Below are 13,824 nucleotides of genomic sequence, written 5' to 3'. Positions count from 1 at the left end.
CGGACGCATTCAACAGTTTCAGGACCTATTACGACATGATCGCCCAAGCCCGCGCCGGTGAATGCATACAGGCGCTTTCCGCCATTCTGGACCGAAATGCGCTTTTGACCGGCGAGGACATTCCAGCCCGCAACACGGCCGATACGAGCTTTCTGCCTCCGGTCCGTCCTCTTGCCGTCGCGCGCCCCGACACGCCTCAAGGTGTTGCCGATGTGCTGCGCATCTGCGCCGCCCATGACGTGCCGGTGGTGCCGCAGGGTGGACTGACCGGGCTTGCCGGCGGCGCACATCCGATCGAAGGCGCGGTTGCCCTCTCCCTCGAGCGTCTTCAGGGTATCGAGGAGATCGACGCCGCTGCCGCCACCATGACGGTCAGGGCGGGCACGCCGCTCGAGGTGATCCAGAAGGCCGCGGATGAGGCGGGCTTCTTCATTCCGCTCGATCTCGGCGCACGCGGCAGCTGCGCCATCGGTGGCAATCTCGGCACGAACGCCGGCGGCAACCGCGTCATCCGTTATGGGATGGCGCGGGAAATGGTGTTGGGCATCGAGGTCGCTCTGGCCGACGGCACGCTGATGACCAGCCTCAACAAGATGATCAAGAACAATGCCGGTTTCGACCTCAAGCAGCTCTTCATCGGGTCGGAGGGCACGCTCGGCGTTATCACGCGCACGGTCTTGCGCCTTCATCCGCAGCCCGGCTGCACGATGGCGGCACTTTGCGGCGTCGATGATTACGGCAGCGTCGTCAAGCTCCTGAATGGCGCGCGTCGGGGGCTTGGCCCGCTTTTGTCGGCGTTCGAGGTGATGTGGCCGGATTACTGGCATGCCGCCACGGTTCGGGTGCCCGGCATCCGCCGGCCGGTCGAAGGCGACCACGCCTTCTACGTGCTTGTCGAAGCGCAGGGCCTTGACGAGCAGGTTGACGGCGGCCGGTTCCAGACCTGGTTGGAAAGCCAGTTCGAGGCAGGGCTTATCGCCGACGCGGCGATTTCCCAGAGCAAGGCGGACACGCTGGCCTTCTGGCGCACGCGCGATGCCGCGGGCGAGTTCCAGACGGTGCTCGGCGCACATTGTGCATTCGATATCGGCCTGCCCGTCGACGCCATGGACGATTTCGCCAAGGCGTGCCGGTCGCGTCTTGAGGCCGAAGTTCCCGGTTGCCTTTCAGTCTATTATGGCCATATCGGTGACGGCAACCTGCACATCGTCGCGCTGGTTGAAGGTTCTGCACAGCAACCTTCGGCCGATATCAACCGGATCGTCTATGAAACGGTGCGCTCCTTCGGCGGTACGGTCTCTGCCGAGCACGGCATCGGCACGGTCAAAAAACCCTATCTTCCATATTCCCGCAGTGCTGAGGAGCTCGCTCTCATGGCGACCATCAAGAAAGCGCTCGATCCGAAGAACATCCTAAACCCTGGCAAAGTCATTGACCTTGATGTGGAGGCAATCTCGTGAACCCGATCAAGCAGCGCATCCTTGCTGGTGAGACCGTCACAGCCGCCTGGTCGGAGATGGGTAGCCCCGACAATGCCGAGGCAATGGTGATGAATGGCTGGCCCGTCATCGTTATTGACGGCGAACACGGCATCGGCGGCATCGAGGAGGCCGTGCATGTCGCGCGCGCTGTCGAGGCCGCCGGCGGCGAGGTCGTCATGCGCGTTCCCGATGGCTCGGAGACGACGCTGAAACGCGTATTAGACCGGGGCATCCGATCGCTGATCGTGCCGCAGGTCAACACGGCCGAATACGCGCGGTCCATCGCCGAATTCTGCACTTATCCGTCCCGCGGCCGTCGCGGCTATGCCGCCCCCATCGTCCGTGCTTCCCGCTACGGCGCGCGGCCCGACTATGCCGCCAATGCCCATGACGAATTGCTGCTGATGGTGCAGATCGAGCATCACCAGGCCGTCGAAAACCTCGCGGCAATCGCTGCCGTGCCAGGCATCGACATGCTCTTCGTCGGGCCGAACGATCTTGCCGCATCGATCGGCAAGATGGAGCGCATGCTGGAACCCGAGCCCCAGGCTTTGCTGAAAACGATCGAGGACGGCGCGGCGAAAGCCGGTAAACCGCTCGGGACGATCGTCGGGGCGGGACGCGATTTCGCCGATCTGACGCGTCTCGGCTACCGTTTCATCATCGGCACCAACGACGTCTCGCTGATCGTCAACGGTGCCCGCGAAGCCGCTGCCGATCGCGACAGGCAACTTGGCGCGTTGGGCGAAACCGTCACAGTCAGCACCTACTGAGAACCAAGGGAAAAGCTACAAGCGTCCAGTAGCCTTACCAGTCCTGGCAAGGCGCTCCCCAAAGAGCGCCTGATGGACGCCGCTCGCTCCTCTAACCCGCAGCCACCTGTCGTTCTGTCGTGGGGAAGGGTTTGAACGTCATGGCGATGAGGAAGGCTCCGAGGCCCATGCCGCAGGCACCGAGATAGAGCCAAGTGTAAGTGGCGAACGTGTCGTAGATCAGGCCGCCGGCCCAGGGGCCAAGCGCCATGCCGAGGCCGCCCGCCATTCCGGTGCCGCCAATGATCGTACCCATCATCCTTTGCGGGAAATTTTCACGCGCCAGAACGGCATAGAGCGGCATGACGCCGGCATAGATGAAGCCGAACATCGCCGCGACGGCGTAGAACCCCTCCAACTGACGGACGAAGAAAAAGAAGAATGCAACGATCGCCTGCGCGAGGAGGCCGAGAACCAGAATGTTCTTGGCGCCGAAGCGATCGGCCATCAAGCCGAAGGCAACGCGCCCGCCAAGTCCGGCGAAACCTTCGACGCTATAGATCGTCACGGCCGCCATCAGGGGGATGCCGCAGCTGACGGCATATCCGACGGTATGGAAGATGGGTCCGGAATGGGTTGCGCAACAGAAGAAGTTGACCAGCATCAGGATGATGAAAGGTTGGGATTTAAGCGCTGTTGAAACCGACATTGGCGCACCGGTTTGGGCGTCTGATAGTGGCGCATCACCTTCGTCGCTGGTCTCTGGGGCCTGCCGGAGAAAAAGGGATAGCGGCAACATCGTCACCGCCGCAATTGCGGCAATGACAAGCAGTGACGAGCGCCAGTCATAGGTCGAGACGAGCCAGGCGGCGAGGGGCGATACCGTCATCGGCGCCATGCCCATACCCGCCGATACGAGTGAAACAGCCAGGCTGCGTTGGGTATCGAACCAGCCCATGACCGAGGCCATGAGAGGCGGCAGGATCGCTGCAATCGACAGACCGACCAGCAGGCCGAAAATCAGCTGAAATTCGACGAGCGAAGTTGCGCGGCTTGCCCATGCCAGGCTGCCGGCAAGTGCCGCGGATCCGCCCAGAACGACCGGTCGAACGCCAATCCGGTCGGATAGCGATCCAAAGACGATGCTGCCCAGCGCCATCGCGAGGAAAGCAATTGTCATGGCGGTGGATATTCCGGTGACCGACCACCCGGTCTCCGTCACGATGGGGCGGATGAAGACTGGCAACGTAAACATCGACCCTATGGCCACGCAGCCAAGCAGGCCGCCAACAGCCACAACAATCCAACGATATCCGGTCTTGCGCATGCTGTTCTCTCCGTAACGGTTTGGGCCGGGCAGAATGTGTTGCATCGCGTTCTGGCAGTCGGAATTCAACGCGACTGTATAAAGACGTTTGCCGGCGTCAATTCCCGACATTGGTGTTCACCTGTCGGCGTCGCTTCGATGGATTCCCTTGTTGAAGTCCATGAAGGCCGGTAGATCGGGATGATCAGGGCTGCTAAACGCGGAAAACGGGGCGGCCCTCCGCCCAATAACGACAGGAGTACCGACGTGAGCGAACCGACCGTGGCAGAGGCAGTAGAGCGCATTTATGGATCGCTTCAAGCGGACAATGCAGACATCGATGTGCACATCGCGACACTGAAGGCGGCGCTGGTGAGGGAAGGCGTGAAAGAGGCCGTGTTCGACCCTGCCCGGCTCGTGCAGAACAATCGCTCAGGCAGAAAACTCATGCAGGCCTACTTTCGCCAGCGTGGCGTGACAGTGAAATACGCCGCTTCGTGAAGCTTGCCGTGATTTCGAGCCGAGAGGGGCAACGGACGTGGATATGATGAAACTCTGTCTGAGCACGTTCATCGCGCTTGCGTTTGTGTGCCAACTGACAGGCAACGGAATTGCGTATGCCGAGGACCAGCCCGTTGAGCAGGGCACTTTTGAACTCGCGCCAGAGATCCTTGCTGCGCTTGCGGAGTGCCGCGCGCCGCGAGATGTTCTCGGCGAGACCGGAATGGCGCTTTTCACGGGAAGTGCTATTCCCGAATGGCTCGCGCCGGTTGACGATGACGGCCATGATGGAATGATGGGGCTCGAGACCTTCGACCTCAAGACGCCGATCACGGTTTTTGGCGCACCCACGACACGGATCGCGTTCCTCCAGGAATGGGTCGTGACGGAGCAGACATATGATGCCGCACTGGAAACGATCCGCAAGCAGGACATGAAGCGCGCGCCGATCAAGGTGACTGAGCAGTATTATCGGTTCGTCGATCCGGAGAGTGGACCGATGATCGGCGCCTTCGCCCCAACCGATGACGCCTTGGCCGTAATGCTGGGCATGCCGATGGAAGCAGGAAAGCCTAAGACGATGTTCGTCGGCTGCAACTATGCGATTGCGTCGCAGAAAGACTTTCTCGACGCAGCTGCCAAAGCCGATACGATGGCCGGCGATGCAGGGCAGGATATCCAGGAGATGCTGGAAGGCGAGCCTTGAACGGCAGCGGGCAGGCTGAGGATTGAGCGTTCGATGTGTTCATGAATTGAGTGCCAAGGCGGCAAGACAAGGTGTCGGTCACACAAAGTCCTGAGCAAGCGATGCCAATGCAATGCGCGGTGCTTCATCTTTTGCTTCAAAGGTGCATAATGTCATGAAACATTCGCCGTTGAAACGAGACAATTTATGCGCCGCCACGCCAATCCCCTTGCTGCCGACCCGGTCCCTGCCACTAAGGTCGTGGCCTGGCGCCCGGTCCTGGCAAAACAGAAGGGTGAAACGAAGCATGCCGCTCTGACGGAGCGCATCATCGCCGACATCGATTCCGGCCTTCTCAAGCCGATGGACCGTATGCCGACCCATCGTGATCTGGCGCGCGAGCTCGGCCTTTCGGTGCAGACCGTTAGCCTCTCCTACAAGGAAGCGGAGAGGCTCGGCTATCTGAGCGGTGAGATCGGCCGGGGAACCTTCGTCAAGGCCCGCGTGACAGATCGTGCCGGCCGCATGATGCTCGACCATAGCCAAAATGAAGTGCTGGACCTTTCCATTATCCGCGCCGTCTACCTCGATGCGCATGAAGCCGCCTCGCGCGAGATCTTCCGCGAGCTTGCCGAAAGCGACATCGCGAGCTTTATGCGTCCGTGCCGCCCGATAGCGGGACTGGAGCGTCACCGAGAAATCGCGCGGCTCTGGTTGCAGCCGATGGGGGTCAGCGCGGGCGCGGAGCGCATCCTGGTGACGAACGGTGCGGCGCATAGCATCTTCCTTGCCCTCAGTTGCATCATTCGCTCCGGCGACGTCGTCCTGTGCGAAAATCTCACCGATCACGGCATTATCGGGCTCTCCAACATCCTCGGCTTCAGCCTGAAGGGTCTCCCCACTGACGCGGAAGGGATTTTGCCCGACGCTCTGGAAGCGGCCTGCACCGCGGGGGGCGTCCGGGCACTGGTCATCATTCCGACGCTCAACAATCCGACGGGTCATGTTGCTGGTGCCGAGCGCAGGCGCGCGATCGCGGAGATCGCACGGCGTTACGGCGTCTTCGTCATCGAGGACGAGGTCTACAGGCCGATGATCGAGGAGGATTTGCCTTCGATTACCGAATTGCTGCCAGCGCTTGGCTTCTTCGTCACAAGCTTCACCAAGACCGTGCTAACCGGCCTGCGTGTCGGTTATCTCGTCGTGCCGCCCGCCTATTCCATCCGGGCGGCATCCATCCTGCGTGTCTCGAGCTGGAGCGGAACCTATCTCACTGCCGAGATCGCCTCGCGCTGGGTTGAAAACGGTATGGCGCAGCACCTGCTGTCACTTCAGCGGGAGGAAGCGAGGGTACGTCAAAGCATCGCCGCTGACATCCTGGGTGATCATTTCGCATCAAGCCACCCTCTTTCCTTGTGTTCTTGGCTGAAGTTGCCCCAGCACTGGACCGAAGACGGTTTGGTTCGCGCGCTCGCCAGCCAGAACGTCGCTGTCACGCCGTCCGAGCCCTTCATCGCCGGGCCGGGCCATGGTGGGGGCATTCGCATCTGCCTCGGTGGGCGTATGAGCCACGCGAGCCTGAAAAAGGCGCTGACGACGGTGCGGCATGCTTTCGAGCAGTTACCGCCGGTCTATGACGTCGGCGCCATCGGTTGACGCTCGCCAAGAGGCAATCATTGAATCATTACAATATAATAATTGACATGATTTTGTTTCGCTCTCAACATGACAATCATGAAGAGCGAAGAACTGACCCGACCAATCGAAAATCAGCAGCTGCCGGTGTGCCTCGCGGACGTCGAGTGCGCTGCCGGCCGCATTCGGGGTCGTGTAGCGCGCACGCCGCTCGTTCGCTCGACCTCCCTTTCGCAGCTGACGGGCCAGTCCGTTCATCTGAAGCTCGAAACACGCCAGCCGATCGGCGCCTTCAAGCTGCGCGGTGCGACCAATGCCATCGTCTCGCTTGATGAAGCGGCGCGCGAGCGCGGCCTTGTAACGGCCTCGACGGGAAACCATGGACGGGCGGTCGCCTATGCCGCCCAGATGCTCGGCATGTCCTCGACGATCTGCATGTCGTCACTGGTTCCCGCCAACAAGATCCAGGCCATCAAGGCGCTCGGCGCTGAAATCCGTATTGTCGGCATCTCCCAGGATGATGCGCAGGTGGAAGTTGACCGCCTCGTCGCAGATCGTGGTCTCACGCCGATCCCACCATTCGACCATGCCGATGTTGTCGCTGGTCAAGGCACGATCGGCCTCGAAATCGTCGAGGACCTGGCTGATGTCACCACTGTCCTCATTCCTCTCTCCGGTGGCGGTCTCGCCGCAGGCATCGCCGTAGCGCTCAAGGCGCTCAAGCCGCACGCCAGGATCATCGGCGTTTCGATGGAGCGCGGTGCGGCTATGCATGCCTCCATCACCGCCGGCAAGCCGGTTGCGGTGCGCGAAGAGGAGACGCTGGCGGATTCGCTCGGCGGCGGCATCGGCCTTTCGAACCGCGTAACCTTTCCGATCTGTCGCGCGCTGTTGGACGACATCGTGCTGCTGACCGAGGACGAAATCGCCGAAGGCATTCGCCATATCGCACGCGAGGAGGGGGAGGTCGTCGAGGGTGCCGGCGCGGTCGGTGTCGGCGCCATTCTCGCCGGCAAGGTGGAGTTGTTCGGCCCAACGGTCGTCATCCTCTCGGGCTGCAATATCGATCCGGACGTTCACCGGAATATCATTGCGGGAGGCGCTGTATGAGCCGCATTCTCATCCTGACGGAAAACGACCTGCGGGCCGCAGTTCAGTTGGATGCTTCGGTCGTCGACTGCATCGAGCAGGCTTTTCTGGCGCTCGCAACCAAGCCAGTCGCCATGCCGCCGATCCTGCGTCTCGATATCCCTGAATTCCGCGGCGAGGTTGATGTCAAGACGGCCTATGTGCCGGGTTTCGATGGCTTTGCCATCAAGGTGAGCCCTGGCTTCTTCGACAATCCGAAGCTTGGCCTGCCCAGTCTCAACGGATTGATGATCCTGTTCAGCGCCAAGACGGGCCTTGTAGAAGGCCTGCTTCTTGACAATGGCTATCTGACGGATGTGCGTACCGCGGCGGCCGGTGCCGTTGCCGCCCGGCATCTCGCGCGTAAAGACGCTTCCGTCGCCACGATCTTCGGCGCCGGCATGCAGGCGCAGATGCAGCTCGCAGCGCTGACGCTTGTCCGACCGATATGGTCGGCGCGCATCTGGGCGCGCGACCATGCCAAGGCGGAGAAGCTGGCCGCCGAATGCACACGGCAGTACGGGTTCGACGTTGCCGCCGTCGCCGATCCGCATGAAGCGATGCGCGGCAGCGATATCGTCGTTACCACCACGCCGGCGGAACGGCCGATCCTGAAGGCGGAATGGCTCGAAGCCGGCCAGCATCTTACTGCAATGGGGTCGGATGCCGAGCACAAGAACGAGATCGATCCCGCTGTTTTCGCCCGCGCCACCTACATCGCCGACCGTCTGTCGCAGACCCGTATACTCGGGGAGCTGCACCATGCCATCGAGGCGGGCCTGGTCGGTCCCGATGATCCGTTCGCGGAACTCGGCGCGGTGATTGCGGGCTCGGCAAAGGGCCGTGCTGGCGCCGATGACATTACCTTCGCCGACCTGACGGGTACCGGCGTGCAGGACACCGCGATCGCCAATCTCGCCGTCAGTCGCGCAGCAGGCGCAGGCAGCGGAAAGACAATCGAAAACAAGAGAGAAATGGGAGGTGACGCGTGAGCGTGACGCTGAACTTTACGCGTGAGGAATATGCCGCGCGTCTGTCCAAGACCCGTCAAGCCATGGAGAAGGCCGGAATCGATCTTCTGGTCGTCACGGATCCTTCCAACATGCACTGGCTGACGGGATACGATGGCTGGTCCTTTTACGTACATCAATGCGTTCTGGTGCCGCCGAGCGGCGAGCCTATCTGGTATGGCCGTAAGCAGGATGCTAACGGCGCCAGGCGCACCGCCTATCTCCATCACGACAATATGATCGGCTATCCCGACCATTATGTGCAGTCGACCGAGCGTCATCCAATGGACCTGCTCTCGCAGATCATCGACGAACGCAAATGGTCAGGTCTCACCGTCGGCGTAGAGATGGACAACTACTACTTCTCAGCCGCGGCTTTCGCCTCGCTGCAGAAAAACCTGCCGAACGCACGCTTCAAGGATGCGGCCGGTCTGGTAAACTGGCAGCGCGCCATCAAGAGCCCGACTGAACTCGACTACATGCGTAAGGCCGGCAAGATCGTCGAGCTGATGCACAAGCGTATTGTCGAGGTCGTCGAGCCCGGCATGCGCAAATGCGATCTCGTCGCCGAAATCTATGACGCTGGCATTCGCGGCACGTCGGAATTCGGAGGCGATTATCCGGCGATCGTGCCGCTTCTGCCGTCTGGCGCCGATGCCTCTGCGCCGCACTTGACCTGGGACGACAAGCCGATGCGGTCGGGTGAGGGCACTTTCTTCGAGATCGCCGGCGCCTACAAGCGCTACCACTGCCCGCTGTCGCGCACCGTCTTCCTGGGCAAGCCCACGCAGGCCTTTCTAGACGCCGAGAAGGCAACGCTTGAGGGCATGGAGGCGGGTCTTGCGGCCGCAAAGCCGGGCAATACCTGCGAAGACATCGCCAATGCCTTCTTCACGGTGTTGAAGACATACGGCATCATCAAGGATAACCGCACGGGTTACCCAATCGGCCTGTCCTATCCGCCGGATTGGGGCGAGCGCACCATGAGCCTGCGCCCCGGCGACCGGACGGAGCTGAAGCCCGGCATGACCTTCCACTTCATGACCGGCTTGTGGCTGGAGGATATGGGGCTGGAGATCACAGAAAGCATCGCCATCACCGAGACCGGCGTCGAATGCCTGTCCAACGTGCCGCGCCAGCTGTTCGTGAAGGACTGATACGATGCTGAACAATGCTGCGCTGCGCCCCTCGCCGATCACCCCTTCCGTCGATTTCGACGCGAAGGGCGTGCAGCATGGGCACCTGCGTCTACCTTATAGCCGCGACGATAGCGCCTGGGGCTCTGTGATGATCCCGATCTGCGTCATCGCCGATGGCGAGGGGCCGACGGCCCTGCTGACCGGCGCCAATCATGGCGACGAGTATGAGGGACCTGCAGCACTGTTCGAGCTGGCGCAGGCGCTTGCCCCATCCGAAATAAGCGGACGCATCATTATTATTCCTGCCCTCAACTATCCTGCCTTTCGGGCCGGCACACGTACGTCGCCCATCGATCGGGGCAACCTCAACCGCAGCTTCCCGGGCCGGCCGGATGGGACAGTGACCGAGAAGATAGCTGACTATGTGACACGCCATCTCATTCCGCTGGCCGATATCGTCCTCGACTTCCATTCCGGCGGCAGGACATTGGACTTTCTTCCCTACGCTGCCGCGCACGAACTGCCGGACAAGGATCAGGAGGCCCGTTGTTTTGCGGCCGTGGCAGCCTTTGCGGCGCCATTTTCGATGAAGATGCTGGAGATCGATGCGGTCGGGATGCTCGACACCACCGTCGAGGATATGGGCAAGGTGTTCGTGACGACGGAGCTTGGTGGTGCTGGCACCGCCACCGCACGCTCGATAGAAATTGCCCGGAACGGGAGCCTCAACCTGCTCCGACATGCCGGCATTCTCTCGGGTGAACCCGATGTGGGGTCTACGCGTTGGCTGGACATGCCCTCGAGCGACTGCTTCACCTTTGCCGAAGACGAGGGGCTCATCGCCTTTGCCGTCGATCTCGGCGACGCCGTCGGGACGGGCGACATCATCGCCAATGTCTACCCCGTCGGTAAAACCGGCGTTGCGCCCATCGCCTACCGCGCGGCCATGGATGGCGTGCTTGCGGCGCGCCACGTACCCGGCCTGATCAAGGCCGGCGACTGCCTTTCCGTGATCGCCACGGTCACGGAGGAAACCTAGCCCGCAAACCAACGCGAGATCCGAAAACGGACCGCATAACCACAGCCAGAGGAGAATTCACATGCCTATCAAGAAAACCGCCGGCCTTTCCGCTCTTAGCCTTATCCTTGGTGTGACGTACGCCAACGCGCTGACGCTCGAAGAAGTCAAGGAACAGGGATACATCCGCGCGGCGACAGCCAACGAAGTGCCCTATTCCTACATGCAGCCCGACGGCACTTCTGCCGGTATCGGGCCAGATGTCGCCACCGCCGTTCTGAAATCGATGGGGGTCGAAGAGATCAACTGGACCGTCACGCCGTTCGGCACACTGATCCCCGGCCTCAAGGCAAAGCGCTTCGACTTCGCTGCTGCCGAGCAGAACATCTCGCCGGAGCGCTGCAAGCAGGTCGCCTTCACCGAGCCGAACTCGTCATACGGCGAGGGCCTGCTGGTCAAGAAGGGCAACCCGAAGGGCCTGAAGACCTATGCCGACATCGCCAAGGACCCGTCGCTCACGGTCGCCGTTGTTTCGGGCGCCAACAATGTGGACTTCCTGCGCGCCGTCGGCGTGAAGGACGAACAGATCGTCTTCATCCCGGCCAATGCGGATGCCATCCCGACGGTTCAAAGCCGGACCGATGCTTATGCCGCGACAGAACTGACCGTCGCAGCACTCGCCAAGGATCAGGCACAGGTCGAGCAGGTCGCTCCGTTCGAAGATCCGGTCGTGGAAGGCGCGCCCGTTCGCAATTACGGCGGCTTTGCCTTCCGCCCGGAGGACAAGGAACTGCGCGACGCTTTCAACGTCGCCCTTGTCGAATTCCGCAAGACGGATGAGTACAAGACGATCCTGACCAAGTACGGTCTGTCCGAACAGAGTATCGAAGCTGCCGCGAGCAAGAAGGTCGAAGACCTTTGCGCGGGTAAGTAACGGCAAAGGCGCTCGATCATCGTCGGTCGAGCGCCACTCCTCGGGATCGGGAGACTTCCGCATGGACTGGACAGCCTACCTGCCGATGCTCTGGCAAGGGGCATTCGTCACGATGACGATCACGCTGGCATCGATCGCCGTTGGCGCGGTGCTTGCCTTCGTGTTCGGCATCATGCGCGTGGAAGGAGGGCCAATCCTTTCCACCGTCGCGCTGTGTTACACGGAGGTGTTTCGCGGCACGTCGCTGCTCGTTCAGCTCTTCTGGTTCTACTATGCGCTGCCGCTTGTCGGGCTGAGCTTCGATCCCGTCACGACCGGTATCCTTGTGCTGGCGGCCCATGCGGGCGGATATGGCGCCGAGATCGTGCGCGGTGCGCTATCCTCCGTTTCCACACAGCAGCTCGAGGCTGCGCGTGCCTTGAACTTCAGCCGGTTGCAGACGCTGTTTCGGGTCTCTCTTCCGCAGGCGATCGTCGAGATGATGCCGGCCTTCGGAAACCTGGCCATCGAGACGCTCAAACTTTCCTCGCTCGTATCGCTGATTTCGATTGCCGATCTGACCTTCGCGGCGCAGTCGATCCGCAACATCACGCTGGACAGCACGAGCATCTATTCGATCACGCTTCTCTGCTACTTCGCCATGTCCCTCGTCCTCATGGTCGCGATCCGCGTGATCGAGCGTCTCGTCAGACGCGGTCATGCGTTCCCGCAGATGCCCCGTTCGTAAGGATATGATCTGATGATGTACGGATACGAATGGGATACGACGACGTGGGTCACCTACACGACCTCGATCCTGCCCATTATTCTGATCGGCCTGACCGTTACCCTGAAGGCGGCGGCGGCAGGCTTTGCCATCGCGCTCGTTCTCGGTCTCGTTTTCGCCCTGCTGCGCCGCAGCCGGCTGGTCGCGATCTCTTGGACGACGGCCGTCATCGTGGAGTTCCTGCGCGACACGCCGCTCCTGGTTCAGCTCTTCTTCCTCTACTATGTGCTCCCCGAATTCGGGATCGTGCTCCCGGCATTCCTGACGGGCGCACTCGCGCTGGGCCTGCAATATGCAGCCTATACATCGGAGGTCTATCGGGGCGGCATCGAGGCTGTGGCCCGTGGCCAGTGGGAAGCGGCGACCGCGCTGAACCTCACCCGGATGCAGGCCTATCGTGACATCATCATTCCGCAGGCCATCCCGCGTATCGTACCGGCGATGGGCAACTACCTCGTCGCGATGATCAAGGAAACGCCCGTCCTGTCCGTCGTCACCGTCATGGAAATGATGGGGCTTGCCAACATGATCGGCGAACGCACCTTCGAATATCTCGTTCCGCTGACGCTCGTCGGCCTGATTTTCCTCCTCCTCACGCTGATCTGCTCGGCGGGCCTTCACCGTTTGCAGAAAGCGCTTCCAAAAGCAGGAATCCCCTTGCGATGACCGAAGACAACTCCGCGCCCATCATCGAATTCTCCAACGTCACCAAGCGCTTCGGCCCGCTCACGGTGCTGGACGATTTCAATTTCAGCGTCAGTAAGGGTGAGAAGGTCACGCTGATCGGCCCGTCCGGTTCGGGCAAGTCGACCGTTCTGCGCATCCTGATGACACTCGAGCCGTTTCAAGACGGCAGGCTGACGCTGTCGGGCATGTCCTATCACGAGCCGAACGGCAAGGGCCCCTTCAAGGCCTCCGAACGTCATCTGCGCCAGATCCGCACCCACGTCGGGATGGTGTTCCAGAGCTTCAACCTGTTCCCGCACATGACGGTTCTGCGCAACGTCGTGGAAGCGCCGCTGCGTGTTCTCGGCATTGCGCGGGCGGAGGCTGAATGCCGTGCGCTGCAACTGCTCGATATGGTCGGGTTGGCGGACAAGAAGGATTTTTATCCCTCGCAGCTTTCCGGCGGGCAGCAGCAGCGCGTTGCGATCGCTCGCGCTCTTGCGATGCGTCCGCGCGTCCTTCTGTTCGATGAGCCCACATCCGCGCTCGATCCGCAGCTGGTGGGCGAGGTGCTCTCGGTCATTCGCGGCCTTGCCCACGAACATGACCTGACCATGTTGTTGGTGACGCACGAAATGCGTTTCGCCCGAGAGGTTTCCGATCGTGTCTGTTTCTTCGACAAGGGTCGTATCTGCGAACAGGGCGCGCCCGATGAAATATTCGGTGCACCGCGCGAGCCTCGCACGCGCGAGTTCCTCTCATCGGTTCTTGCTTAGTCTGGATGCTGTAGCCGTCATCTGAGC

At 61.4% G+C, this 13,824-nt stretch carries 14 protein-coding genes; 13 read left to right on the top strand and 1 reads right to left on the bottom strand.

The window, feature by feature from the left end; all coding sequences use genetic code 11:
• Nucleotides 1-35: 35 nt before the first annotated feature.
• Both MNR02_RS18810 and MNR02_RS18805 read left to right on the top strand, forming a co-directional pair.
• Nucleotides 36-1,460, top strand: coding sequence for an FAD-binding oxidoreductase (locus MNR02_RS18810; RefSeq protein ID WP_241601470.1), 1,425 nt, complete (start codon nucleotides 36-38; stop codon nucleotides 1,458-1,460).
• The gene (locus MNR02_RS18805; RefSeq protein ID WP_241949495.1) at nucleotides 1,457-2,254 is read left to right on the top strand and encodes an HpcH/HpaI aldolase/citrate lyase family protein; all 798 of its coding nucleotides are present in this window, start codon (nucleotides 1,457-1,459) and stop codon (nucleotides 2,252-2,254) included. The genes MNR02_RS18810 and MNR02_RS18805 overlap by 4 nt, the downstream gene beginning before the upstream one ends.
• 91 nt (nucleotides 2,255-2,345) lie before the next feature.
• On the opposite strand, the gene MNR02_RS18800 is transcribed toward MNR02_RS18805, so the two are convergent.
• On the bottom strand, nucleotides 2,346-3,560 hold the full coding sequence (locus MNR02_RS18800) for an MFS transporter (RefSeq protein WP_241949544.1): 1,215 nt from the start codon (nucleotides 3,558-3,560) through the stop codon (nucleotides 2,346-2,348).
• 246 nt (nucleotides 3,561-3,806) lie between these two features.
• Between MNR02_RS18800 and MNR02_RS18795 the strand changes: the two genes are divergently transcribed.
• The 11 genes from MNR02_RS18795 to ehuA all read left to right on the top strand — a co-directional run bounded on the left by MNR02_RS18795 (nucleotide 3,807) and on the right by ehuA (nucleotide 13,797).
• Nucleotides 3,807-4,040: a hypothetical protein gene (locus MNR02_RS18795; protein WP_241949494.1), complete on the top strand. Its 234-nt coding sequence runs from the start codon at nucleotides 3,807-3,809 to the stop codon at nucleotides 4,038-4,040.
• 43 nt (nucleotides 4,041-4,083) lie between these two features.
• On the top strand, nucleotides 4,084-4,746 hold the full coding sequence (locus tag MNR02_RS18790; protein ID WP_241949493.1) for a hypothetical protein: 663 nt from the start codon (nucleotides 4,084-4,086) through the stop codon (nucleotides 4,744-4,746).
• A gap of 186 nt (nucleotides 4,747-4,932) precedes the next feature.
• Nucleotides 4,933-6,381: a PLP-dependent aminotransferase family protein gene (locus MNR02_RS18785; RefSeq protein ID WP_241949492.1), complete on the top strand. Its 1,449-nt coding sequence runs from the start codon at nucleotides 4,933-4,935 to the stop codon at nucleotides 6,379-6,381.
• 69 nt (nucleotides 6,382-6,450) lie between these two features.
• Nucleotides 6,451-7,470 carry a hydroxyectoine utilization dehydratase EutB gene (gene eutB / locus MNR02_RS18780; protein WP_241949491.1) on the top strand — a complete coding sequence of 340 codons (1,020 nt, stop codon included), beginning with the start codon at nucleotides 6,451-6,453 and terminating at the stop codon, nucleotides 7,468-7,470.
• Nucleotides 7,467-8,480 carry an ectoine utilization protein EutC gene (eutC, locus tag MNR02_RS18775; protein ID WP_241949490.1) on the top strand — a complete coding sequence of 338 codons (1,014 nt, stop codon included), beginning with the start codon at nucleotides 7,467-7,469 and terminating at the stop codon, nucleotides 8,478-8,480. Before eutB ends, eutC begins: the two co-directional genes overlap by 4 nt.
• On the top strand, nucleotides 8,477-9,655 hold the full coding sequence (doeA, locus tag MNR02_RS18770; protein ID WP_241949489.1) for an ectoine hydrolase DoeA: 1,179 nt from the start codon (nucleotides 8,477-8,479) through the stop codon (nucleotides 9,653-9,655). The genes eutC and doeA overlap by 4 nt, the downstream gene beginning before the upstream one ends.
• Nucleotides 9,656-9,662: 7 nt before the next feature.
• Nucleotides 9,663-10,676 (top strand): N(2)-acetyl-L-2,4-diaminobutanoate deacetylase DoeB, encoded by a 1,014-nt coding sequence (doeB, locus tag MNR02_RS18765; RefSeq protein WP_241949543.1) that lies wholly within the window; start codon nucleotides 9,663-9,665, stop codon nucleotides 10,674-10,676.
• 61 nt (nucleotides 10,677-10,737) lie between these two features.
• A complete protein-coding gene (gene ehuB / locus MNR02_RS18760) occupies nucleotides 10,738-11,589 on the top strand; it encodes an ectoine/hydroxyectoine ABC transporter substrate-binding protein EhuB (protein ID WP_241949488.1) in 852 nt (283 codons plus the stop codon).
• Between the two features lie 61 nt (nucleotides 11,590-11,650).
• Complete coding sequence (gene ehuC / locus MNR02_RS18755) at nucleotides 11,651-12,316, top strand: ectoine/hydroxyectoine ABC transporter permease subunit EhuC (protein ID WP_241601461.1); 666 nt, start codon at nucleotides 11,651-11,653, stop codon at nucleotides 12,314-12,316.
• 12 nt (nucleotides 12,317-12,328) lie between these two features.
• Nucleotides 12,329-13,021, top strand: a complete 693-nt coding sequence (gene ehuD / locus MNR02_RS18750) for an ectoine/hydroxyectoine ABC transporter permease subunit EhuD (protein ID WP_241949487.1) — start codon at nucleotides 12,329-12,331, stop codon at nucleotides 13,019-13,021.
• Nucleotides 13,018-13,797: an ectoine/hydroxyectoine ABC transporter ATP-binding protein EhuA gene (gene ehuA, locus MNR02_RS18745; RefSeq protein WP_241949486.1), complete on the top strand. Its 780-nt coding sequence runs from the start codon at nucleotides 13,018-13,020 to the stop codon at nucleotides 13,795-13,797. The genes ehuD and ehuA overlap by 4 nt, the downstream gene beginning before the upstream one ends.
• Nucleotides 13,798-13,824: the final 27 nt, after the last annotated feature.

It is taken from the genome of Shinella sp. H4-D48, assembly GCF_022637395.1.
Taxonomy (GTDB): domain Bacteria; phylum Pseudomonadota; class Alphaproteobacteria; order Rhizobiales; family Rhizobiaceae; genus Shinella; species Shinella sedimenti.
This window is presented reverse-complemented; position numbering and strand designations above follow the sequence as displayed.